The organism is Rhodosalinus halophilus, assembly GCF_003298775.1.
GTDB classification, from domain to species: Bacteria; Pseudomonadota; Alphaproteobacteria; order Rhodobacterales; family Rhodobacteraceae; genus Rhodosalinus; species Rhodosalinus halophilus.
In genome coordinates, this window is the sequence record NZ_QNTQ01000008.1 from 218,479 (window position 1) to 241,297 (window position 22,819).

The 22,819-nt window shown below is 69.6% G+C and carries 25 protein-coding genes; 16 read left to right on the forward strand and 9 right to left on the reverse strand.

Translation table 11 applies throughout. The features are described from left to right. Positions 1-115 precede the first annotated feature (115 nt). From DRV85_RS10475 to DRV85_RS10485, 3 genes are read left to right on the forward strand one after another with little or no spacing between them, the layout of a single operon-like run. Complete coding sequence (locus DRV85_RS10475) at positions 116-1,240, forward strand: bifunctional 2-C-methyl-D-erythritol 4-phosphate cytidylyltransferase/2-C-methyl-D-erythritol 2,4-cyclodiphosphate synthase (RefSeq protein ID WP_113289510.1); 1,125 nt, start codon at positions 116-118, stop codon at positions 1,238-1,240. Beyond that, the gene (locus DRV85_RS10480; protein ID WP_113289403.1) at positions 1,237-1,734 is read left to right on the forward strand and encodes a phosphatidylglycerophosphatase A family protein; all 498 of its coding nucleotides are present in this window, start codon (positions 1,237-1,239) and stop codon (positions 1,732-1,734) included. Before DRV85_RS10475 ends, DRV85_RS10480 begins: the two co-directional genes overlap by 4 nt. Positions 1,735-1,745: 11 nt before the next feature. Continuing rightward, positions 1,746-2,228 (forward strand): CinA family protein, encoded by a 483-nt coding sequence (locus DRV85_RS10485; protein ID WP_113289404.1) that lies wholly within the window; start codon positions 1,746-1,748, stop codon positions 2,226-2,228. Here DRV85_RS10485 and DRV85_RS10490 read toward each other — a convergent pair. Further along, positions 2,180-2,677: a type II toxin-antitoxin system RatA family toxin gene (locus DRV85_RS10490; RefSeq protein ID WP_113289405.1), complete on the reverse strand. Its 498-nt coding sequence runs from the start codon at positions 2,675-2,677 to the stop codon at positions 2,180-2,182. The two genes, DRV85_RS10485 and DRV85_RS10490, sit on opposite strands and share 49 nt — an antisense overlap. A gap of 75 nt (positions 2,678-2,752) precedes the next feature. Between DRV85_RS10490 and hpt the strand changes: the two genes are divergently transcribed. The 5 genes from hpt to DRV85_RS10515 all read left to right on the forward strand — a co-directional run bounded on the left by hpt (position 2,753) and on the right by DRV85_RS10515 (position 6,079). Beyond that, complete coding sequence (hpt, locus tag DRV85_RS10495) at positions 2,753-3,289, forward strand: hypoxanthine phosphoribosyltransferase (protein ID WP_113289406.1); 537 nt, start codon at positions 2,753-2,755, stop codon at positions 3,287-3,289. After that, positions 3,289-3,477 (forward strand): hypothetical protein, encoded by a 189-nt coding sequence (locus DRV85_RS10500; protein WP_113289407.1) that lies wholly within the window; start codon positions 3,289-3,291, stop codon positions 3,475-3,477. The genes hpt and DRV85_RS10500 overlap by 1 nt, the downstream gene beginning before the upstream one ends. A 105-nt stretch (positions 3,478-3,582) precedes the next feature. Then, positions 3,583-4,050: a c-type cytochrome gene (locus DRV85_RS10505; protein WP_233495472.1), complete on the forward strand. Its 468-nt coding sequence runs from the start codon at positions 3,583-3,585 to the stop codon at positions 4,048-4,050. Positions 4,051-4,059: 9 nt separating this feature from the next. Then, entirely contained in the window at positions 4,060-4,941 is an 882-nt protein-coding gene (locus tag DRV85_RS10510) for a c-type cytochrome (protein WP_113289408.1), read from the forward strand. A gap of 127 nt (positions 4,942-5,068) precedes the next feature. Beyond that, positions 5,069-6,079, forward strand: coding sequence for a GlxA family transcriptional regulator (locus DRV85_RS10515; RefSeq protein WP_113289409.1), 1,011 nt, complete (start codon positions 5,069-5,071; stop codon positions 6,077-6,079). 75 nt (positions 6,080-6,154) lie between these two features. Here the strand turns inward: DRV85_RS10515 and DRV85_RS10520 are convergent, their stop codons facing one another. Then, complete coding sequence (locus DRV85_RS10520; protein ID WP_113289410.1) at positions 6,155-7,285, reverse strand: PQQ-dependent sugar dehydrogenase; 1,131 nt, start codon at positions 7,283-7,285, stop codon at positions 6,155-6,157. Between the two features lie 167 nt (positions 7,286-7,452). On the opposite strand from DRV85_RS10520, the gene DRV85_RS10525 reads away from it, so the two are divergent. The 7 genes from DRV85_RS10525 (at position 7,453) to DRV85_RS10555 (ending at position 13,803) form a co-directional block, all read left to right on the forward strand. Then, positions 7,453-8,634: an ABC transporter substrate-binding protein gene (locus DRV85_RS10525; protein WP_113289411.1), complete on the forward strand. Its 1,182-nt coding sequence runs from the start codon at positions 7,453-7,455 to the stop codon at positions 8,632-8,634. Positions 8,635-8,727: 93 nt separating this feature from the next. Continuing rightward, the gene (locus DRV85_RS10530) at positions 8,728-9,516 is read left to right on the forward strand and encodes an ABC transporter ATP-binding protein (RefSeq protein WP_113289412.1); all 789 of its coding nucleotides are present in this window, start codon (positions 8,728-8,730) and stop codon (positions 9,514-9,516) included. Then, entirely contained in the window at positions 9,513-10,337 is an 825-nt protein-coding gene (locus DRV85_RS10535; protein ID WP_113289413.1) for an ABC transporter ATP-binding protein, read from the forward strand. Before DRV85_RS10530 ends, DRV85_RS10535 begins: the two co-directional genes overlap by 4 nt. Next, positions 10,334-10,687 (forward strand): hypothetical protein, encoded by a 354-nt coding sequence (locus DRV85_RS10540; protein WP_113289414.1) that lies wholly within the window; start codon positions 10,334-10,336, stop codon positions 10,685-10,687. The genes DRV85_RS10535 and DRV85_RS10540 overlap by 4 nt, the downstream gene beginning before the upstream one ends. Positions 10,688-10,716: 29 nt before the next feature. Then, positions 10,717-11,727 carry a branched-chain amino acid ABC transporter permease gene (locus DRV85_RS10545; protein ID WP_113289415.1) on the forward strand — a complete coding sequence of 337 codons (1,011 nt, stop codon included), beginning with the start codon at positions 10,717-10,719 and terminating at the stop codon, positions 11,725-11,727. Beyond that, positions 11,724-13,055 (forward strand): branched-chain amino acid ABC transporter permease, encoded by a 1,332-nt coding sequence (locus tag DRV85_RS10550; RefSeq protein WP_113289416.1) that lies wholly within the window; start codon positions 11,724-11,726, stop codon positions 13,053-13,055. Before DRV85_RS10545 ends, DRV85_RS10550 begins: the two co-directional genes overlap by 4 nt. 55 nt (positions 13,056-13,110) lie before the next feature. Next, positions 13,111-13,803: a DUF2306 domain-containing protein gene (locus tag DRV85_RS10555; RefSeq protein WP_113289417.1), complete on the forward strand. Its 693-nt coding sequence runs from the start codon at positions 13,111-13,113 to the stop codon at positions 13,801-13,803. Here the strand turns inward: DRV85_RS10555 and DRV85_RS10560 are convergent. Continuing rightward, entirely contained in the window at positions 13,790-15,337 is a 1,548-nt protein-coding gene (locus DRV85_RS10560) for a helicase HerA-like domain-containing protein (RefSeq protein ID WP_113289418.1), read from the reverse strand. The genes DRV85_RS10555 and DRV85_RS10560 overlap by 14 nt on opposite strands. Positions 15,338-15,749: 412 nt before the next feature. On the opposite strand from DRV85_RS10560, the gene DRV85_RS10565 reads away from it, so the two are divergent. Beyond that, entirely contained in the window at positions 15,750-16,346 is a 597-nt protein-coding gene (locus DRV85_RS10565) for an invasion associated locus B family protein (RefSeq protein ID WP_113289512.1), read from the forward strand. A gap of 41 nt (positions 16,347-16,387) precedes the next feature. Here DRV85_RS10565 and lpxB read toward each other — a convergent pair whose 3' ends face one another. The 6 genes from lpxB to bamA all read right to left on the reverse strand — a co-directional run bounded on the left by lpxB (position 16,388) and on the right by bamA (position 22,719). Further along, complete coding sequence (gene lpxB, locus DRV85_RS10570; RefSeq protein ID WP_113289419.1) at positions 16,388-17,539, reverse strand: lipid-A-disaccharide synthase; 1,152 nt, start codon at positions 17,537-17,539, stop codon at positions 16,388-16,390. Further along, a complete protein-coding gene (locus DRV85_RS10575; RefSeq protein WP_113289420.1) occupies positions 17,539-18,435 on the reverse strand; it encodes an LpxI family protein in 897 nt (298 codons plus the stop codon). Before DRV85_RS10575 ends, lpxB begins: the two co-directional genes overlap by 1 nt. 5 nt (positions 18,436-18,440) lie before the next feature. Beyond that, a complete protein-coding gene (lpxA, locus tag DRV85_RS10580; RefSeq protein WP_113289421.1) occupies positions 18,441-19,226 on the reverse strand; it encodes an acyl-ACP--UDP-N-acetylglucosamine O-acyltransferase in 786 nt (261 codons plus the stop codon). Then, positions 19,223-19,693 (reverse strand): 3-hydroxyacyl-ACP dehydratase FabZ, encoded by a 471-nt coding sequence (fabZ, locus tag DRV85_RS10585; protein WP_113289422.1) that lies wholly within the window; start codon positions 19,691-19,693, stop codon positions 19,223-19,225. Before fabZ ends, lpxA begins: the two co-directional genes overlap by 4 nt. Positions 19,694-19,756: 63 nt before the next feature. Continuing rightward, positions 19,757-20,371, reverse strand: coding sequence for an OmpH/Skp family outer membrane protein (locus DRV85_RS10590; RefSeq protein WP_113289423.1), 615 nt, complete (start codon positions 20,369-20,371; stop codon positions 19,757-19,759). An 8-nt stretch (positions 20,372-20,379) separates the two neighbouring features. Further along, a complete protein-coding gene (gene bamA / locus DRV85_RS10595; protein WP_113289424.1) occupies positions 20,380-22,719 on the reverse strand; it encodes an outer membrane protein assembly factor BamA in 2,340 nt (779 codons plus the stop codon). Between the last annotated feature and the right edge of the window lie 100 nt (positions 22,720-22,819).

The window sequence follows — 22,819 nt, forward strand, 5'->3', positions numbered from 1 at the left end:
CCACGGCTTCATCGCGCCGATCTCGCCCGCGTCTGCCTAATTCTTGGGCAGCCCGGCGGGGGCTTGCCTCTCCGCCCCGGGACGATAGACAAAAGCGAGCCGAAACGGGATGCCGATGCACACAGCCGCCCTCATCGTCGCCGCGGGCCGCGGCCTTCGCGCCGGGGGCGGCCAGCCGAAGCAGTGGCGCGCGCTGGCCGGCCGGCGGGTCGCGGACTGGACCGTTGACGCTTTCGCAAGGCATCCGCGCATCGGCGCCGTGCGCCTCGTGATCCACCCTGCCGATGCGGGCGAGGTGCCGGCCGGGCTGCCCTGGGTGGCCGGCGGCGCGACGCGGGCCGAGTCGGTGCGCGCCGGGCTCGAGGCGCTGGAGGGCGCGGGCGTGAGCCATGTGCTCATCCATGACGTGGCCCGCCCCTGCGTGACGTCGGCCCTGATCGAGGCGGTGCTCGACGCGCTCGAAACGCATGACGGCGCGGCGCCCGCCCTGCCCCTGACCGACGCGCTCTGGCGCGGCGCGGAAGGCCGGGTGACGGGCATCGAGCCGCGCGCGGGCCTCTTCCGCGCGCAGACGCCGCAGGGGTTCAGGCTCGCGGCGATCCTGGCGGCGCACAGGGCGCACCCGGGCGGGGCGGCCGATGACGTCGAGGTGGCGCGCGCAGCCGGCATCGACGTGGCGATCGTGCCCGGCGACGAGGCCAACCTGAAGATCACCCGCGCGGAAGATTTTTCACGCGCCGAGAATTACTTGCGAGGCAGAATGGACGTCAGGACAGGCAATGGCTTCGACGTGCACGCCTTCGGTCCGGGCGATCACGTGATCCTGTGTGGCCTGCGCCTGCCGCACGACCGCGGGCTGCGCGGCCACTCCGACGCCGATGTGGGCATGCATGCGCTGACCGACGCGCTCTATGGCGCGCTCGCCGAGGGCGACATCGGCCGGCATTTCCCTCCGTCCGACCCGCAATGGAAGGGCGCCGACAGCCGCCTCTTCCTGCGCCACGCCGCCGAACGTGTGCGTGCGCGGGGCTACAGGCTGTCGGGCGCCGACGTCACCCTGATCTGCGAGCGCCCGAAGATCGGCCCCCATGTTTCTGCGATGCAAGCCGAACTTGCCGTGGAGCTGGGCATCGAGCCCGACCGCGTGAGCGTGAAGGCCACGACGAGCGAGCGGCTCGGATTCACCGGCCGCGAAGAGGGGATCGCCGCGCTCGCGACGGCGACGCTGATCTCGCCATGACGCTCACACGCGCCATCGCCACGCTGTTCGGGCTGGGCTACCTGCGTCCCGGTCCGGGCACCTGGGCCTCTGCGGCCGCCCTACCGCTACTCTGGGCGCTGCACGTCCTGGGCGGCTTTCCCGCCGTGGCGGTCGCCACTCTGGCGGTCACGGCGCTCGGCTGGTGGGCCGTGGCGCGCGAGACGGCCGGCGCGGCCGAGAAGGATCCCGGCGAGATCGTCGTGGACGAACTCGCCGGGCAGTGGCTCGCGCTCTGGCCGGTTTCGGCGGGCGCGATGATGTCCGGCGCGCCGGTGCTCGCGCTCTGGCCCGGCTGGATCGCGGCATTTGTGCTGTTCCGTCTTTTCGATATTCTGAAGCTCGGCCCGGTGGGCTGGGCCGACCGGCGTCGCGGCGCCACGGGCGTCATGCTCGACGATCTGATCGCGGGCGCGCTCGCGGCGGCGGGAACCGTCCTGCTCGCCGCCCTGTTTCACCTGTGGCTCATGCGCTGAAGGAGCCCGCGATGACCAAGCCTGACCTGCTGCTGATCCGCTTCCGCGACGCGAAGCTGAAGATCGTCACCGCCGAAAGCTGCACGGCGGGCCTGCTCGCGGCGCGCATTACCGAGGCACCGGGGTCATCGAAGATCTACGACCGCGGCTTCGTCACCTACACCAACCGCTCCAAGCAGGAGCTTCTCGGCGTCTCGGGCGAGACGCTGGAGCAGAACGGCGCGGTCTCGGAGCCCGTCGCGCGCGAAATGGCCGAAGGGGCGCTGGAGCGGTCCGAGGCCCAGGTGGCCCTGGCCATCACCGGCATCGCGGGGCCCGGCGGGAGCGAGACCAAGCCGGAGGGGCGGGTCTGTTTCGGGCTGGCCATGTCGGGGAGTCCGACGCGCAGCGAGACGCGCGAGTTCGGGCCGCTGGGGCGCGAGAACGTGCGCCGCGCGGCGGTGGATCACGCCATGTCGCTGCTCGACGCTGCGGCCGGCGAGCCGCCGCCGTAGAGATCGGCGGCGCGCGCTTCGAAGGCCCGTACGATGCGCTGCATCGCCTCGTAGAAGAACAGCCCCGCGGCGCGCTGCAGGATCCGGTTCTTGAACTCGAAATCCACGTCGAACTTCACGCGGCAGCCGCCCTCGGCCTCCTCGAAGCGCCACTCGGAGTGCATGTGCCGGAACGGGCCCTCGAGATATTCGGTCTTGATGACCTTCTCGACGGGCCAGAGCTCGACCCGGCTGCCGAATCGCTCGCGGAAGACCTTGAAGGAGATGACGAGGTCGGCCTCCATGAGTTCGCCGTGCTCGCCGCCGGCCCCGGTGAGGGGCGACCGCGAGCGCACCCGCGCCGCCGCCGTCCAGGGCAGGAACTCGGGGTAGCGCCCGACGTCCGCGACCAGATCGTACATCTGCTGCGGCGTGTAAGGCAGCGTCCTGGTTTCGGAATGCGAAGGCATGGGCGCGCGGGCGTTCCTTGCGTGACAGTGGCCGCCCATGTCGTATGCTCCGGCGGCGAATTCAAGGGGGACGGAATGGCGGAGCGTCCATATGTCATCGACGAGATGATCTCGGCCAAGTCGATCGCGGCGCGCATCGAGGCGCTCGCGCACGAGATCGCCGGGGAGTTCGCGGGCACCGACAAGCTGGTGGTCGTGGGGCTTCTGCGCGGCTCATTCGTGTTCATCGCCGATCTCGTGCGCGAGCTCGATCTGCCCGTGGAAGTGGACTTTCTCGAGGCCTCGTCCTACGGCAACGCGATGGAGAGCTCGCGCGAGGTGCGCATCCTCAAGGATCTGCGCGGCGAGATCGAGGGGCGCGACGTGCTCGTGGTCGAGGACATCGTGGACACGGGCCACACCCTCGCGCACGTCATGACGCTGCTGCGGGCGCGACGGCCACGCAGGCTGCGCTCCATCGCGCTTCTGGACAAGCCGACGCGGCGCGAGGTCGAGATTCACGCCGACTGGACGGGCTTCGAGATCCCGGACGAGTTCGTGGTGGGCTACGGGATCGACTACGCGCAGCACAACCGGAACCTCCCCTACATCGGAAAGGTCAGGTTCGTCTGATGCTGCCGATGCAATGGTTCCTGCGGATGTATCGCTGGGCGCGGCACCCGCCGTCGAAGGCGTTCCGCTGGACCGTCGGCGTGGTGCTGGTGCTGGCCGCGATCATCGTGGGGCTCGAGGCCTGGCTCGGCACGCCTGAGTGGATGGAGGTCAATCCGCGTCCGCGCGGCGTGCCCATGATGCCCTGATGTGCGCAGATTGCGGGCGCCTGTGCGGAATCTCTGTTATGCATTTGTTGTGACGCTGCGGCACGCTAGGTTCCGTCACGTACGTCCTATCAGGGGAGACGACAGATGATGCTCAAGGCGAAAACCGTTACCGTCGCGGCCGCGCTCGCGCTCGTCGCGCCCGCCGCGATGGCGCAGGACGACTTCGCGGCGCAGCTGCAGGCGCGGAAGGGACAGTTCCGCATCATGGCGCTGAACCTCGGGGTGCTCGGCGGCATGGCGCAGGGCAAGATCGACTACGACGCCGAGCGCGCGCAGACCGCCGCCGACAACCTCGTCGCCGTCACCAGCATCGAACAGTCGCTCCACTGGCCCGAGGGCAGCGACTCCTTCAGCATCGACGGCACGCGCGCCAAGCCTGCCATCTGGGACAACATGGACGACTTCCAGTCCAAGTGGGAGGACGTCCACGCCGCCGCGATGGAGATGCAGGCGGCCGCGTCCGACGGGCGCGAGGCCGTGGGCGCGGCGCTGCAGAACGTGGGCGGGGCCTGCAAGGCCTGCCACGACGAGTATCGCGAGCCGGAAAGCTGATCCGGCGCGATGCGCCGGTTTTTCCTGGTCATCGTCGCGCTCGCCGCCGTTCTCGCGGCGGCGGGCTGGTTCCTGAGCGCGCCCGCGCGGCTGCCGGCGGATGCCACCGCCGGGCTGGAGGGCGACCCAGGGCGGGGCGAGCGCATCTTTCTCGCCGGCGGCTGCGCCTCCTGCCACGCCCCGGAGGACGCCGAGGGCGAGGAACGGCGCGTGCTGGCCGGCGGCCACAGGCTCGACTCCGAGTTCGGCACCTTCGTGGCGCCCAACATATCGCCCGACCCCGAGCACGGCATCGGCGGATGGACGCTCGCGCAGTTCGCCGACGCGATGATGCGCGGCGTGTCGCCGGACGGGCGGCACTACTACCCCGCCTTTCCCTACACCTCCTACGCGAAGATGGAGATGCAGGACGTGGCCGATCTGTGGGCCTTCCTGCAGACGCTGCCGGCCGCGGATGTCGAGAGCGCGGCGCATGACGTGAGCTTTCCCTACAATCTGCGGCGCGGCATCGGGATCTGGAAGCGGCTCTATGTCGACGACGCCTTCGTGATGACCCACGCGGGCACCGCGCAGCTCGAGCGCGGCCGCTACCTCGTCGAGGCGCTCGCGCATTGCGCCGAATGCCACACGCCGCGCGACCGCTTCGGCGGGCTCGATCCCGAACGCTGGATGGAAGGCGCGCCGAACCCCTCGGGCGAGGGACGGATCCCCGCGATCACGCACGACGCGCTCGGCTGGAGCGCCTCGGACATCGCCTGGTATCTGGAGTCCGGCTTCACTCCGGACTACGACTCCGCCGGCGGCTCGATGGCCGATGTCATCACCAATCTCGCGCAACTCGAGGCGGCCGACCGCGAGGCGATCGCGGCCTATCTGCTCGCGCTGAACTGAACGGGCGTCATCCGAGACCTCTTGACGGCGAAAGGCAGAGTCTGTCCTCTGGCAGTCGGGCGGCAGCGACACCACATGTCGCACATGGCATGCGATCGCGCCGCCGGTGAAAGGACTGCACAACCAGATGGCTCTGCAAACGCCCCGCCAGACCGTCCAGCTCGACACCGTGCCCCTGCGGCCCCGGCAGTTCGTCTTCGTCCCGCTCGAGAACTTCTCGCTGCACTGCATGGCTTCGGCGGTGGACTGCCTGCGGATCGCCAACCGGATGTCGAAGCGCACGCTCTACAGCTGGCGGCTGCTCGGCGAAGGGGGCGAGGAGGTCACGAGTTCGGCCGGCATCACCTTCCGTCTCGACGGCGACCTCATGGAGCTGTCCCGCGAGGAGACCGTGATGGTCTGCGGCGGCCTCGACGTGCGGCAGGCCACGACCAAGCGGCTGCTCAACTGGCTCCGGCGCGAGGCGCGCAAGGGCCTCGCCGTGGGCGGCCTGTGCACCGCCAGCTACACGCTGGCCGCGGCGGGGCTTCTGGACGGCAAGCGCGCCACCATCCACTGGGAGAACCAGGACAGCTTCGCCGAGGAGTTCGACGAGGTCACGCTCACCAAGTCGATCTTCGTGATCGACGGCAACCGGATGACCACGGCGGGCGGGACCGCCTCGATCGACCTGATGCTGAAGATCATCGCCAACGACCACGGCGAGGAGCTTGCCAACGCCGTGGCCGACCAGCTCATCTATTCCACCATCCGCACCGATCAGGACAGCCCGCGGCTGTCGATCCCCACGCGCATAGGGGTGCGCCATCCCAAGCTCAGCCGCGTGATCCAGATGATGGAGGCCAACATCGAGGAGCCGATCAGCCCCTCGCTTCTGGCCAAGGACGTGGGCATGTCCACGCGCCAGCTCGAGCGGCTCTTTCGCCGTTACCTGAACCGCAGCCCCAAGCGCTACTACATGGAACTGAGGCTGCAGAAGGCGCGCAACCTGCTGATGCAGACCGACATGAGCGTGATCAACGTGGCGCTCGCCTGCGGCTTCGCGAGCCCGTCGCATTTCTCGAAATGCTACCGGGCGCATTACAACACGACACCCTATCGCGAGCGCGGCAGCCACGCGGCGCGGCTGTCGGTCTGAAGCGCGTGAGACGGTGCCCGTCACGAGGTACGTGCGGCGCGTAGGGTGCGTGCTGAGCACGCACCCTACGGTGGGTCAGCCGTCGGCTGCGGGTGCCATGCGGTAGACGGCCCCGTCGGTTTCCGACAAGAACCACAGCGCGCCGTCCGGGCCTTCCATGACATCGCGGATGCGGCCTGTCTGCGGGCCGCGGATGCGCTCGAGCTCTTCGAGCGGCTCTCCGCCAAGACGCGCGATGAAGTCGGAATTGAGCGAGCCGGCGAAGATCTGGCCGCGCCATTCCGGCCAGAGCGCGCCGGAATAGAAGACCATGCCCGAGGGCGCGATCGACGGATCCCAGTAGAACGCCGGCTGCGCCATGCCGGGCTTCGCCGTGCCCTCGCCGATCGGCGCGCCCGAGTAGTGCGTGCCGTAGGAGATCACCGGCCAGCCATAGTTCACGCCGGGTTCGATCAGGTTGATCTCGTCCCCGCCGCGCGCGCCGTGCTCGTGCGCCCAGAGACGCCCCTCGAGATCCAGGGCCATTCCCTGCGGATTGCGGTGCCCGTAGGACCATATCTCCGGCTGCGCGCCGGCCACATTCGTGAAGGGGTTGTCCTCGGGCACCGAGCCGTCGCGCGCGATCCTGAGCACCGCGCCGATGTGGGTGGCGAGGTTCTGCGCCTCGGGCCGGTCGCCACGGTCGCCGATGGAGAAAAGGATCGTGCCGTCCGGCGCCTCGACGAGGCGCGAGCCGTAATGCCGGCCCTCGGTGCTGCCCGGCTCCATCTCGAAGAGCACGCGCAGGTCGGTGAGGGTCAGGGCGCCCTCGGCCAGACGTCCGACCGCCACCGCGGTGCCGCTCTGCCGTCCGAACAGGCCCATGGGCGTGGAGTAGGTCAGGAAGACCTCGCGGCTCTCGGCGAAATCGCGCGGCAGCATCACGTCGAGCAGCCCGCCCTGCCCCCAGGCGGCGATGTCGGGCAGGCCGCCGATCTGCTCCCGCGTGCCGTCGGGCGCGACGCGCCAGAGCGCGCCGCCGCGCTCGGTCACCAGCAGCCCGCCCTCGGGCAGGAAGTCGAGCGCCCAGGGCACGCGGAAGCCGTCGGCGATCATCGTCACTTCGGCCGGGCCGGCCTGCGTCTCGATCCGGCCGGCGGGCTCGGCCGCCTGCCCCGGCCCCGCCGCGAGCGCCACGAGCGCCGCGGCGAAAAGAAGTCTGCGCATCGCTGCCTCCGTCAATTCAGCGTGAAAGATAGGCATGCCGCGGGCGGCTTCCAGTCACGCGCTGACCTGACGGCAATGCGCCGGAGGCGGCGACGGATCACGCTTTTCTTTCACGACCGTTTTTTCTAAGGTCGCGCGGGACATGCGTCCAACAAGGGAGTAGAGACATGAAAAAGCTTCTGCTGGCCTCCGCTGCGAGCATCGTGGCGGGCGCGGCCGCTGCCGAAGACGTGCCGATCGGCATCATCCTGGGCTTCACCGGCCCGATCGAGTCGCTCACCCCGATGATGGCGGAAAGCGCCGAACTCGCGCTGCAGGAAGTCAACGAAAGCGGCAATTTCCTCGAGGGGCACACGCTGGTCCCGGTCCGCGCCGACTCGACCTGCATCGACAGCGCCGCCGCCACCGCCGCGGCCGAGCGGCTGATCACCGACGAGGGCATCGTCGCCATCATGGGTGCGGACTGTTCCGGCGTGACCGGCGCGATCCTGTCGAACGTGGCTGTGCCCAATGGCATCCCGATGGTCTCGCCCTCGGCGACCTCGCCGGCGCTCTCGACGGCCGAGGACAACGGACTGTTCTTCCGCACCGCGCCCTCGGACGCGCGGCAGGGCGCGGTGATCGCCAACATCCTGATGGATCGCGACATCGAGGAAGTGGCCGTCACCTACACCAACAACGACTACGGCAAGGGCCTCGCCGACAGCTTCCAGGCCTCCTACGAGGAGATGGGCGGCACGGTGACGCTCTCGGCCCCGCATGAGGACGGCAAGGCCGACTACTCGGCGGAAGTGGGCGCACTGGCCTCGGCCGGCGGCGAAGCGCTGGCGGTCTTCGGCTACTCCGACCAGGGCGGCAAGGGCATCATCCAGTCCTCGCTCGACACCGGCGCCTTCGATACCTTCGTCATGGGCGACGGGATGTATGGCGACGCGCTGCTGGCCGATCTGGGCCAGTTCATGGAGGGCTCCTTCGGCGCGGTCCCGTGGAGCCAGGGCGAGGGCACCGAGGCCTTCAGCGAGATCACCGCGGCCGCCGGCGTGAACGGCGAAAGCTCCTTCACGCGGGAGAGCTACGACGCCGCGGCGCTGATCGCGCTCGCCATGATGGCGGGCGGCGAGGCGACCTCGCAGGCCGTGGCCGACAACCTGATGGACGTGGCCAACGCCCCGGGCGAAGAGATCCTGCCGGGCGAGCTGGGCCGCGCGCTCGAGATCCTCGCGGAGGGCGGCGAGGTCGACTACGTCGGCGCCTCGAACGTCGAGCTGATCGGCCCGGGCGAAGCCGCCGGCACCTACCGCGAATACAACGTCACCGACGGCGATTACGAGACGGTGCAGTTCCGCTGAGGGGCTGACGCAAGAAGGATCGGACAGCCCGGGGACGCCCCCGGGCTGTTTTTCCAACACCAAGACCGCGGATCACGCGGCGGGGGGTGGCGCTTGATCGAGGTGGAGAACCTGCACAAGCATTTCGGCGGCTTTCACGCCGTCGACGGCGCGACGCTGTCGATCCGGCCGGGCTCGATCACCGGTCTGATCGGACCCAATGGCGCCGGAAAGACGACGCTTTTCAACGTGATCGCGGGCGTTCTTCCGCCGACGTCCGGGCGCGTCACCATGGCGGGCGAGGACATCACAGGCCTGGCCCCGCACGAGCTTTTCCACAAGGGCCTGCTGCGCACCTTCCAGATCGCGCACGAGTTCCACTCGATGACCGTGCTGGAAAACCTGATGATGGTGCCCTCCGGCCAGGCGGGCGAGTCGCTCTGGAACACCTGGTTTGCCCGCGGCCGCATCCGCCGGCAGGAGGCCGAACTGACCGAGCGCGCCCATGACGTGCTGAAGTTCCTCACCGTCGATCACCTGGCCGAGGAAAAGGCCGGCAACCTCTCCGGCGGGCAGAAGAAACTTCTCGAACTCGGCCGCACCATGATGGTGGACGCCAAGATCGTGTTTCTCGACGAGGTGGGCGCGGGCGTGAACCGCACGCTGCTCAACACCATCGCCGACGCCATCGTGCGGCTCAACGAGGAACGCGGCTATACCTTCGTGGTGATCGAGCACGACATGGATTTCATCGGCCGCATCTGCGACCCCGTGATCTGCATGGCGGAAGGGAAGGTGCTGGCCGAAGGCACCCTCGACGAGATCAAGGCCGACGAGCGCGTGATCGAGGCCTATCTGGGCACCGGCCTGAAGAACAAGGCCAAGGCGGAGGCGGACGCATGAGCGGCAAGCTCTATGACGACCGCGGCAACAAGGACCGCACGATCACCAAGGACGGCAAGGTCGGCGAGCTGCGCGCCGCCGACAACCGCCGTGCGAAACCCGTCCACACGCGGGACGCCTTCCTGATCGGCGACGGCATGACCGGCGGCTACGGCCGCGGCGCCGACATCCTGCACGACTGCACCATCGCGGTGGAGAAGGGCCAGATCGCCGTGATCGTGGGCCCCAACGGCGCGGGCAAGTCCACGGCGATGAAGGCGATCTTCGGGATGCTCGACATCCACACAGGCTCGGTCCGGCTGGATGGCGAGGACATCACCCAGCTCACCCCACAGGCGCGGGTGCGCAAGGGCATGGGCTTCGTGCCGCAGAACGCCAACATCTTCACCTCCATGACCGTGGAGGAGAACCTGGAGATGGGGGCCTTCATCCGGCGTGACGACCCTTCCGCAACCATGGCGCAGGTCTACGACCTGTTCCCCATCCTCAAGGAGAAGCGCCGCCAGCCCGCGGGCGAACTCTCGGGCGGGCAGCGCCAGCAGGTCGCGGTAGGCCGCGCGCTGATGACCGAGCCCACGGTGCTCATGCTGGACGAACCCACCGCGGGTGTCAGCCCAATCGTGATGGACGAGCTCTTCGACCGCATCATCGAGGTGGCGCGCACCGGCATCTCGATTCTCATGGTCGAGCAGAACGCGCGCCAGGCGCTCGAGATCGCCGACGTGGGCTACGTCATGGTGCAGGGCGCGAACGCCTATACGGGCACCGGGCAGGAGCTTCTGGCCGACCCCGAAGTGCGGCAGAGCTTTCTCGGCGGATGAGATCGGCGCTCGCCCTCCTCGCGGCCCTGCCCGCAGCGCCCGCCGCCGCGCTCGAGGCCGCCTGCGCCTTTTCGCTGGAATGCGTGGAGGCCGAGGCCTGCGCCGAGACGGACTATTCGCTCACGCTGTCGGGCGGCGCCGACGGCGCAACCCTGTCGGATTCCTCGGGCGACGTCGCGGGCGCGGTGAGCTTCACGCCGTCGGGCGCCACCTATTTCCTGGCAGTCGGCGAGCGCGCGACGCATCTGCTGACCGTCATGGGCCCTGCGGGCGAGACGCGCTACACCGTCCACCTGCCCGCGGCCGGCATGGCGATCACCTATCACGGCACCTGCGAGGCCGCGCGATGAGCCTCGCCCCTGACCGGAGAGATTGACGCATGGATCTCCTGAACGCGATCGTCGCGCTCTCGAACTTCGTCATCATTCCCGCCGTGGCCTACGGCAGCCAGCTCGCCCTCGGCGCGCTGGGCGTCACGCTGATCTACGGGATCCTCCGGTTTTCCAACTTCGCGCATGGCGACACCATGGCCTTCGGCACCATGGGGGTGATCCTCTTCACCTGGTGGCTGCAGGGGCTGGGGGTGAGCCTGGGGCCGCTGCCCACCGCGCTGCTGGCGCTGCCGGTGGGCATCGCGCTCTGCGCCGCGCTGGTGCTGGCGACGGATCGGGTGGTCTATCGCTTCTACCGGGCGCAGCGGGTGAAGCCGGTGATCCTCGTCATCGTCTCGATGGGCGTGATGTTCGTCTACAACGGCCTGACCCGCTTCGTCATCGGGCCGGACGATCAGAGTTTCGGGGACGGGACGCGCTTTCTGATCTCGGCGCTCGATTTCCGCGCCATGACCGGACTTCAGGAAGGGCTCGCGATCCGCACCAGCCAGGCGATCACCCTCGTCACCGCCATCGTGGTCGTCGCGCTTCTGTTCTGGTTCCTGAACCGCACGCGCACGGGCAAGTCGATGCGCGCCTATTCGGACAACGAGGATCTGGCGCTGCTTTCGGGCATCAACCCCGAGCGCGTCGTTCTGGTGACCTGGCTGATCGTCGCGGCGCTCGCCACCGTGGCGGGCACGCTCTACGGCCTCGACAAGAGCTTCAAGCCCTTCACCTACTTCCAGCTTCTGCTGCCGATCTTCGCCTCGGCCATCGTGGGCGGGCTCGGCAGCCCGGTGGGCGCCATCGCCGGGGGCTTCATCATCGCCTTCTCGGAGGTGACGATCACCTATGCCTGGAAGAAGGTGCTGGGCTACCTGCTGCCCGAGAACCTCGAGCCTGACGGGCTCGTGCAGCTTCTGGCGGTGGACTACAAGTTCGCGGTGAGCTTCGTGATCCTGGTGATCGTGCTTCTGATCCGGCCCACGGGTCTCTTCAGGGGGAAGGCGGTATGAGCGAGCGCAGATCCGACAATGCCGGCGCCGGCACGGGGCGCACCCTCCTGCTCTTCGCGCTCGTGGCGGTGCTGATCGTCGGCACCGGCTTCGTGCAGAGCTGGAACACCGCGCTGGTGATCCTCAACATGGGCCTCGTCAGCGCCATCATGGCGCTCGGCGTCAACATGCAGTGGGGCTTCGCCGGGCTCTTCAACGTGGGCGTCATGGGCTTCGTGGCGCTCGGCGGACTGGCTGCCGTGCTCGTCTCCATGCCGCCGGTCGGCGAAGCCTGGGCCGCGGGGGGGCCGCGCCTGATCGGCGCGCTGCTGGTGGGCGCCGGGGTGATCGCCCTCGCCGTCTTTCTCTACAAGCGGATGCAGCCCGGCCAGCTCCGCGCCTTCACGGTCTTCGCCGTGGTGGTGGTGGGCTTCTTCGTCTATCGCGGTCTCTTCGACCCGGCGAAGGAGGCGGTGGAATCGGTCAATCCCGCCGCGACGGGCTATCTGGGCGGATTGGGTCTGCCCATCGTGCTGGCCTGGCCCGTGGGCGGGCTGCTGGCCGCGGGGGCGGCCTGGGTGATCGGCAAGGTGGCGCTGGGCCTGCGCTCGGACTACCTCGCGATCGCGACGCTCGGCATCGCCGAGATCGTGATCGCGATCCTGAAGAACGAGGACTGGCTCTCGCGCGGGGTCAAGAACGTGATCGGCCTGCCGCGTCCTGTGCCCTACGAGGTCGACCTTCAGCAGGACCCCGCCTTCGTCGAGCGGGTGACGAATCTTGGCCTGGATCCGGTGACCGCTTCCTCGATCACCGTCAAGCTGGGCTATTCCGCCTTCTTCACGGTCGTTCTCATCCTCATCCTCATCGCCGCACAGCTCGCGCTCAACTCGCCCTGGGGCCGGATGATGCGCGCGATCCGCGACAACGAAACCGCGGCGGAGGCGATGGGCAAGGACGTGACCGGCCGGCATCTGCAGGTCTTCATCCTGGGCTCGGCGCTCCTGGGACTCGCCGGGGCGATGATGACGACCCTGGACGGCCAGCTGACGCCGGCCAGCTACCAGCCGCTGCGCTTCACCTTCCTGATCTGGGTGATGGTGATCGTTGGCGGATCGGGCAACAACCTCGGCGCCGTGCTGGGCGGCTTCCTCGTCTGGTGGCTCTGGGTGCAGGTCGAGCCCATCGGACAGGGGGTGATGACGCTGCTCACCTCGGGCCTTGCCGAGGACAGCCCGGTGCGCGAACATCTCATGGGCAGCGTGGCGCACATGCGGCTGCTCACCATGGGTGTCATCATGCTGGTCATGCTGCGCTTCGCGCCGCGGGGGTTGCTGCCCGAGCGCTAGGGCTGCGGCGCCCTGCCCTCTGGACCGGGATGGCCGCCCGCGCAAGCCTTGGCGCATGACAGAGGCGACGCGCCCCGCTCCACCCGCGCCGCGGCGCGACCCGGTCTGGCGGCTCGCGCTGCTGATGGTGCTGCTGCTCGCCGCCCTGCCCTTCGCCTGGCATTCGGCGCAGCTGGGCGCACGGGGCCTCTTCGCGGATCTCTCCGAGCGCACGCATCTCTTCGAGGCGGACCGCCCGCTCGCCAACGTCACGATCTTCGCCCATATGGCCGCGGGGGCGGTCATCACCGTGGTCGCGCCCGTGCAACTGATCGGGCCGATCCGCCGACGCTGGCCGGGCCTGCACCGCGCCGCGGGTCACGCGGCCGTCGCCGGGAGCCTGATCGCGGGGGCGGGCGGGCTGGGCTACATCGCGCTGCGCAAAACGGTGGGCGGGCCGCTCATGGACCTGGGTTTCGGCCTCTACGGCGCGCTGCTTGTCCTCTGCGCGATGCAGACGCTGCGGCACGGGCGCGCGGGCCGCGTGGCCGCGCACCGCGACTGGGCGATCCGCCTCTTCGTGCTGGCGATCGGCTCGTTCCTCTACCGGCTGCACTACGGGCTCTGGTACATGGCGACGGGCGGGTTGTGGAGCGCCGAGGACTTCACCGGGGCCTTCGACCGGGTGCAGATCTTCGCCTTCTACCTGCCCTATCTCGCGCTGGCGGAACTCTGGCTGCGGCACAGGCGGCGCATCACCGCCCCCTGAAGAGCCCGCCGAAGAGCCCGCGCACGAGCCGCCGGCCGGTCGTGCCCTTGAGCTCCTGCACCAGCGCATGCCCCAGCGCCTCCCCAACCGTGTCGATCGGGTCGCGGCGCACGGGCCTCGCGGTCGAGCGGCCCACGCGGCTGCCGGTGTAGCGCCGCGCGGCGGTGTATTCGCGGGTCTCGGGCCCGGCCTCTTCCGCGGCGGCCTCTGCCGCCTCGGCCTCCCGCGCGGCCTCTTCGGCCCGCGCCGTCAGCGCCTCGTAGGCCGAGGTGCGGTCCACCGCCGCCTCGTATTTCCCCGCAAGCGGCGACGCGGCGATCGCCGCTGCGCGCTCCGCGTCGGTGATGGTGCCCAGCCGCGAGGACGGCGGGCGGATCAGCGTGCGCTGGACCATGCCCGGGGCGCCCTTGCGTTCGAGAAAGGAAGTGACCGCCTCGCCCACGCCCACCTCGCGGATCGCCGTGGCGGTGTCGAAGGCGGGATTCTCGCGGTAGGTGTCCGCCGCCATCCTCAGCGCGCGGCGGTCGCGCGCGGTGAAGGCGCGCAGCGCGTGCTGCACCCTGTTGCCGAGCTGGCCCAGCACATCCTCGGGGATGTCGTCGGGGTTCTGGCTGACGAAATAGACGCCGACGCCCTTCGAACGGATCAGGCGCGCCACCTGTTCGACCTTCTCGATCAGCGCGCGCGGCGCCCCGTCGAAGAGCAGATGCGCCTCGTCGAAGAAGAACACCAGCCGCGGCTTCTCCGGATCGCCCACCTCGGGCAGTTCCTCGAAGAGCTCCGAGAGCAGCCAGAGCAGCACGGTCGCGTAGAGCCGCGGCGCGGCCATCAGCCGGTCCGCGGCGAGAATCGAGATGCGGCCCCGGCCGGCCTCGTCCAGCGTCATTAGGTCGCCCAGCTCCAGCGCCGGTTCACCGAACATCGCCGCGCCGCCCTGGGTTTCCAGCACAAGAAGCCGCCGCTGGATCGCGCCCACCGACGCGGTCGAGACATTGCCGTAGCGCAGCGAGAGCGCCTTGCGCTCTTCGCCCACGAAGGTCAGCAGCGCCTGCAGATCCTTGAGATCCAGCAGCGCGAGTCCCTGCTCGTCCGCCACGCGAAAGGCGATGTTGAGCACGCCCTCCTGCGCCTCGGAAAGCTCCATCAGCCGCGACAGCAGCAGCGGCCCCATCTCGGCCACCGTGGTGCGCACCGGATGGCCCTGCGCGCCGAAGACATCCCAGAAGAGCACCGGAAAGCGGTCGTAGGTGTAGTCGTCGAAACCGATCCGGCCGGCGCGCTCCATGAAGGCCCCATGCAGGGGCGCCTCGGCGCTGCCGGACTGTGACAGGCCCGCGAGATCACCCTTCACGTCGGCGAGCACCACCGGCACGCCGCCGGCCGAGAAGCCCTCGGCCAGGATCTGAAGCGTGACGGTCTTGCCCGTCCCCGTGGCGCCGGCCACGAGTCCATGCCGGTTGGCGTAATCGAGCCGAAGCCACTGCGGCTCTGCGTGCCCGGGGCCGCCTCCCCCCACGAAAATCGCACTGTCCACCCGGCGTCCTCCCCGCACCTCGCCCGAAGGCGAGAATACTCGGTTAACCATTTCATGCCACTCTGAAATCCGTTCGGGGCGCGATCCCTCCGCACCCGGGCGGACTTCCTCCCTGTCGGACTTGCCGCGCCTCCCCGGGCGCGGCCCTTTTTTTGCGGCGGCGCGGCACCCACCCGTCCTGCCATGCGCCAAAGGATTGGCTGTTGACCGCTGAGTGCAAACTGCGTAGCGTCACCCCAATGACTAAGTCGGCCGGTCCGACGGGGAGTGACACGAACGACTGAAAAGGGGGCCCTGGCCCCCTTTTTCTGTGGCCCGCTCCCGCCTTCGCGCCACGCTTTCCGCCTGACTCCCGCCGCGCCGCATGCTATGCGGCGGCCCAGAGCGCAACGGCAACCGGGACACCATCTTCATGCATCGCAAACTCCAACTTCTGACACTCGCCGCCCTGACCGCCCTGGCCGCTCCGCTGGCCGCGCAGGACACCGACCAGCCGGCGGCGGAGGAGACCACGGAGGCTGCGCCAGGCGAGGATCTGAGCCTCGGCACGACCGACATGGGCTCGACCTACGTTCAGGAAGAGGTGGGCGACTGGGAGCTTCAGTGCATCCGCACCGATCAGGAGGAAGACCCCTGCACGCTCTACCAGCTCCTGAACGATCAGGAGGGCAATCCGGTCGCCGAGGTGAGCATCTTCCGCCTGCCCGAGGGCGGACGCGCCGAGGCCGGCGCCACGGTGATCGTCCCGCTCGAGACGCTGCTGACCGAGCAGCTCCGAATCGCTGTCGATGGCGGACAGGGCAAGCTCTATCCCTTCTCCTTCTGCAACCCGGTGGGCTGCTACGCGCGCATCGGCCTGACGGCATCTGACGTGGAGGCGTTCAAGCGCGGCGCGGTCGCCCGGCTGAGCATCGTGCCCTTCGCGGCGCCGGATCAGACCGTCACGCTGGACCTGTCGCTCTCCGGCTTCACTGCAGGATACGACAAGGTCTCGGTCCTGCAGAACTGAGACGGCTTCAGGACCGGGCGCCGACCCGGCCTGCTGGCTGGTCAGCCGCGGCCCAGCCCCTCGAGCACTGCGCGCGCCGCGCGCAGGCCGGGCGGGGGCCCGCTTCTGCCGAGCCGCTCCATGGTAAGCTCCATGGCCGCCTTCTGCGGCGCCGGGTTCTCGAGCACCCTCTCCAGAGCGGCGGCGATGCCCGACGGCTGGCAATCGGGGCCGATGAATTCCGGCACGACGCGCGTCTCCGAGACCAGGTTGACCAGCGTCACCGTGTCGATGCGCAGCATACGGCCGATGATCTGCTGCGAGGGAAAGCCCATGTCGTAGGCGATGACCATCGGCGTGCCCGCCGCGGCGAGCTCGAGCGACACGGTCCCCGACGCAGCCAGCGCGATATCGGCGGCAGCGAAGGCCGCGCGCTTGGTGGCCGCGTGCCCGGCCTCGCGCGGGTCCAGCAGGACCGGTGCGAGCGGCCAGTCCGCGACCGCGCCGGCCACCAGATCGGCGACGCCGCCCGCGGCCGGCACCACCACGCGCAGGTCGGGTCGGGCCGCGGCAAGATGCCGGAGCGCGATGCCGAAGACCGGGGCGAGGCGCTTGACCTCGCTCGTCCGCGATCCCGGCAGGACCAGCGCCAGCGGCGCGCCCTCCAGGCCGTGCGCGGCGCGAAACGCCTCCGCCTCGGCGGGCGTCGCCTGGGGTTCGGTCACGACGGGATGACCCACGAAGTCGCAGCGCATCCCGGCGGCTTCCATGTAGGGCGGCTCGAAGGGCAGCAGCGCGAGCACCTGATCGACATGCGCGGCCATCCGCACGGCGCGCTTCGGCCGCCACGCCCAGACGGTGGGCGCCACGTAGTGGACGACCCGGATGTTCGACCGCGCCTTGACCAGCTTCGCCACGCGCAGGCTGAACTCGGGCAGGTCGATCGTGATCAGCACGTCCGGCCGCGCGGCGATCACCGCCTCCGCGGTCTGCGCGATGCGCCGCTTGAGCGCGCGATAGCGCGACAGGATCTCGACGATGCCCATGATGGAGATTTCCTCCATCGGAAACAGGCTCTGCAGCCCCGCAGTACGCATTTCGGAGCCGCCGACGCCCTCGAAGGTCACATCGGGCGACAGCTCCTGCAGCCCGCGCATGAGCGCCGCGCCGAGCCGGTCGCCGGAGGCCTCTCCGGCGGTGACGAAGACGCGCATCAGCCCCGCACCCAGAGAAACAGCCCCGCACGATCGCAGGCGGCGACCGTCGCCGCCCGGTCGAGCACGATCACGCCGCCCGCCGAGACGACGATGCCCGCAAGCCCGGCCGCCGCGACAGCGGGCACCGTGCGCGGGCCGATGGTGGGCAGATCCGCCCGGCGGTCCTGATCGGGCTTGGGCGCCTTGTAGAGGATGCCGGCGCGCGCCTCGGCCTCGGCCTCCTGTCCCGACAGCCAGTCCGCGGCACCGCCCAGCATGTCCCCCATCATGTCGGCCGCCCAGCTGAAGGGGTCGCCCGCCCCCTGCGCCGGCGCGCCGCCCCGCGGCGGCGCGAGCCGGGCGAGCATGGCGTCGGTGCCGTCCGCCTGCTCGCGCGCGACCACCCGGGCGCCGCGGATCACGCAGGCCTGCCCCTGGTCGGCCGCGCCCATCTCGGCCACGACCTGTGCGCCCAGATCGGCCTCCGCCGCGGTGTCGGGCCGCGGCTGCGCCTCGGTCAGCACGCCCGCGGGCGGCAGCAGCGAAGGCGCGGCCTCATGTGCGGCGACGATGCCGAAGCCCTCGCCCTCGAACAGCTCGAGCGCGACGCGCAGCGCCCCGTCGTCGCCGCGCTGCAGGGCCTCGCGCATGCGCGGCACCATCGGCCAGGTCAGATCGTCGATCGCGCCGAGGTCGATCGCGGGCCGCCCGATCGCGCCGCAGAGGCAGACCTCGGTCACGCCCTGCGCACGCAGCATCTCCATGAGCCCGCCCAGCGTCTCGAGCCGGAAGGTGATGTCGGGGGTCAGACCCTCGGGCACATGCCCGCGCAGCGCGCAGATCAGCGGCGCGCGGGTCTGGGCCGCGGCCACGGCTGCCGGCAAAGCCCCCTCGCCCGCGATCAGCGCAAGCATGACGCTCAGCCCGGCGTCAGGAAGGAGCGGTCGCTGCCGGCGAGCACGAAGTCCACGATCTCGCGGACATAGGCGCTCTGCGTCTCCTCGCCGAGGCGGCGCGCACGGTCCTGAAAGGCGCCCTCGCCCTGGGCGAGCATCTGGAAGGCAGCGCGCAGGGCGGTGATGTCCTCGCGCGGGACGCCGCGCCGCTTCAGGCCCACGAGGTTCAGCCCGTCCAGCACGCCGCGCGGCGCCTGCACGAGGCCGTAGGGAATGACATCGTTGGTGACCATCGTCACCGCGCCGATGATCGCGCCGCGCCCGATCCGCACCCATTGATGCACGCCGGACAGGCCGCCGACGATCACCTCGTCCTCGAGCACGCAATGACCGGCGAGGGCGGCGTTGTTGACCAGGATCACGCGGTCGCCGATCTGCACGTCGTGGGCCACGTGGCAGCCGGCCATGAAGAGACCGTCATCCCCCACCCGCGTCACGCCGCCCCCGCCCTCGGTGCCGCAGTTCATCGTGACATGCTCGCGGATGCGGTTGCGCGCGCCGATCTCCAGGCGGGTCTTTTCGCCGCGATACTTCAGATCCTGCGGGATCTCTCCGATGACGGCGAAGGGAAAGACGACTGTCTCCGCACCGATCCGGGTCTTGCCGGTGACGACGACATGGCTCTTGAGCTCGACCTCCGGCGCAAGCTCGACCTCCGGCCCGACATGGCAGAAAGGGCCGATCACGCAGCCCTCTCCCAGCCGCGCGCCCTCCTCGACCAGAGCCGTGGGGTGGACCTCTGCGGTCACGCCGCCGCCTCCGCGCCGAGATCCATCATTGCGCTGAACTCGGCTTCGGCGGCGAGATCGCCGCCGACGGTCGCCTGTCCGGCGAACTTCCAGACCTTGCCGCCCGGCTTGCCCCGCAGCGTCTCGAGCCGCATCTCCAGCACGTCGCCGGGCACGACCTTGCGGCGGAACTTCGCCTTGTCGATCCCCATGAAGTAGATCAGCATCCGCCGGTCTTCGAGGCCCATCGACACCCCGACCATTACCGCGGCCGTCTGCGCCATGGCCTCGATGATCGTCACGCCGGGCATGATCGGCTGACCCGGGAAATGTCCCTGGAAATGAGGCTCGTTCATCGTGACGTTCTTGATGCCGGTCGCCGAACGCGTGCCGTCGATCCGCTCCACCCGATCCACGAGCAGAAAGGGATAGCGATGCGGCAGGATGCGCTGGATGAGCTGGATGTCGGCGGTGAGAAGCTCGGTCATGGGGCGCACGCTCCTGGCGATGTCGGGCTCTGCTAGCAAGCCCCGCCGGGCGGGGCAAGGCGGTCAGGGCGTGTCCGCCGCCTCGGGCGGCGGGGCGTCCTCGGGCGCGGGGATATTCGGGTCGATCGTCGCGTCGAGCCGCTCGATCGCCTCCTCGGTGATGTCGATGACCTCGAGGCTCATGAAGACGGACCTCTGCTCGACGATCACCGCCGCGCCCGCCTCGACCATCATCTGCTCGAGGACCGGCCGCGCGGCCTCGAAAAAGCGCCGCCGCGCCTGTTCGCCGCGCTGCGCGAGCGCGCGCGCCTTCGCGTCCTGCTCACGGCGGATGCGCATCACCCGCTCGTCGAAGGCGTCGGCCGCAGCGCGGAAGGCGTCGGGCTCCATCTCGGCGCGACGCTCGGTGAGCGCGCGCTCCTCCTCGGCCAGCTCTGCCTCGATGCGGCGGTTCTCGGCCGCGAGTTCCGCGCCGCGGCGTTCGATTTCCTCGGCCACCTTCCGGCCGAAGGCCGACGCGCTGAACATGCGCTCGGAATCGACGGTGAGGATCGGACTCTGAAGCGTGCCCGTGACGAAGCCGCCCGACTCCTCCGTCTGCTGCGCCAGGGCCGGCAAGACGAACAGAAGCGCCGCGGCCAGAAGCCCGGCAAGTCCTGTCGCGAGGCCCGCGCGCATCGCCGCGCTCAGAACTGCGTCGAGATGGTCAGATCGAAGGCCTGCGTCTCGTCATGCGGCCGCTTGGCGACCGGCTCGGAGAAGTTGAAGCGCAACGGACCGATGGGCGTGTCCCAGAAGAGCGACAGGCCGACCGTCTGGCGCAGCGAGAAATCCTCGTAGATGACGTCCGCGTTCGTCTGGTCCAGCCCCCAGAGCGACCCGATGTCGTAATAGACGCCGCCCGAGATGCCGTATTCCTCCGGCAGGCCCAGCGGGAACTCGGCTTCGAAGCGGGCGACGGCGAACATGTTGCCGCCGAGCGCGTCGTTCACGTCGGCGGCGGTATTGCGCTCGCGCGGGCCGATGCCGTCGAGGCTGAAGCCGCGCATCACCCCCGGCCCCATGAAGAAGCGGTCCGTCACGCGGCTGCTGCCGCTCGAGTAATTCAGCACGCCGCCCTCGACGGTGGCGCGCAGCGTCACCTCCTCGTTCCAGACCCGCGTCTGCGCCACGGCACGCGCCGTGCTCTTGATGAAGGTGTTGGCGCCGCCGACGCCGCCGAAATCCTGCCCGAACTCCAGCAGGACGCCGGCGTTCGGATCGAGCCCGGTGCGGCGCGTGTCGTAGCTGATCGTGTAGCCCAGCGAACTGTTCCATTCCTGACCGCGCGCGGCTTCGGCCTGCACGAGCTGTCCCGCATCGGAGGAAAGCCCGTAGAGTTCGCTGACCTCGGCCGTGTAGCGGAGCGCCAGCCGGGCGTTCGCGGCGATCGGAAACTCGAAGGACGGCCGGATGCGGCCGATCGCGGTGTCGTAGCTTGCCAGAAGGTTGTCCGTCTCGCGGTAGGCCAGGTCGAAATCGAAGGTGAGATCGCGGCCCAGGAAGGCGGGCTCGGTGAAGCCCAGCCGATAGACGCGGTTGTCCACGCCGGTCGAGATCTCCAGCGCGAGGCGCTGTCCCCGCCCGAGGAAGTTGCGCTCCTGGAAGCGCACGATCGCGCCCAGCCCGCCCGAGGTGGAATAGGTGCCGCCGAAGGTGAGGCTGCCGGTCGGCTGCTCCTCGACGTCCACATCGACGATGACCTGCTCTTCGCTGGAGCCCTCGCGCGCCTCGACATCGGCCGAGGCGAAGAGGCCCAGGGCGCGGATGCGCTCGGCGCTCTCGCGGATCTCGCGCGGATTGAACGGGTCGCCCTCGGCCACCCGGAACTGCCTGCGGATCACCCGGTCGAGCGTCGCGGTGTTGCCCTCGATGTCGATCCGCTCGACGAAAATGCGCGGCCCGCGCACCAGCTTGTAGTCGATGTCGAGCGTGAGCGCGCGATCGTTGCGGGTCACTTCGGGTTCGACGCGCACGAAATCCAGCCCCCGCTCGATCGCCAGCCGCTCGAGCCGGGCGATGTCGTTGTCGACGCGGGCGGGCGAATAGGTCTGTCCGGGCCGCGACCGGATCGCCGCCTGGAACGCCGGCACGTCCACGCCCGGCAGGTCGCTCGATACGCTGAGGCGGCCGAAGGCGAACTGCTGACCTTCCTGCACGTTGAAGGTCACGAAATATGCGTCGCGCTCCTGCGTGAGCTCGGCGTTCACGCCTGTGATGCGGAAATCGACGTAGCCGCGCGACTGGTAGAAGTCGCGCAGCAGCTGGCGGTCGAGCTCGATGCGGTCGGCGATCAGCGTGTCCGAGCGGATGAAGGCGCGCAGAATGCCGGCCTGCTTGGTCTCCAGCACCCGGCGCAGGCGCCGGTCGGAGAAGGCCTCGTTGCCCACGAAGCCGATGCGTTCGATCTCGACGACGTCACCCTCGAAGATCTCGAAGACGAGGTCCACGCGGTTCTCGCTGCGCTCGATGACTCGCGGCGTGACGCGGGCGGCGATGCGGCCGTCGGACTCGTAGGCCTCGATGATCGTGGCCACGTCGCGCTCGGCCTGGGACGGATTGAAGATGCGGCGCGGCTGGGAGTCGACGATCCCGGCGAGCTGCTCGTCGTCGATGCGGCGGTTGCCTTCGAAGGAGATGCGGTTGATCGTCGGGTATTCCGCCACCCGGATCACCAGGCGCGCGCCCTGCGGCTCGATCTCGACGGTCTCGAAGAGGCCGCTGTCGAGGATGCGGCGGTAGGCCTGGTTGAGTTCGGCGGCCGAGACCGTCTCGCCGCGGGCGATGCCGGCGTAGCTCAGGATGGTGCCGGGCTGGATGCGCTGGTTGCCTTCGACCGAGACGGAGGTGAAGCGGTAGCTCTGGGCTTCGGCCGGCGCGATCCAGAGGACCGCCGCGAGCGCCACGAACAATGCGAACAATCTCGCGGCCCCTGACCCTGCGCGCCCTCTTGCAGGACCGGCGCCGTCCCCCCAACGCACATTCATCGTGGCAACCCGTTCCGAAATCCCTCGCAAATCGGTGGTATCGGGAACGTGGTGGGTTGTCAAAGCGCGTCGCGCGCCGCGCGCCGCGTGTCGCGAAAGC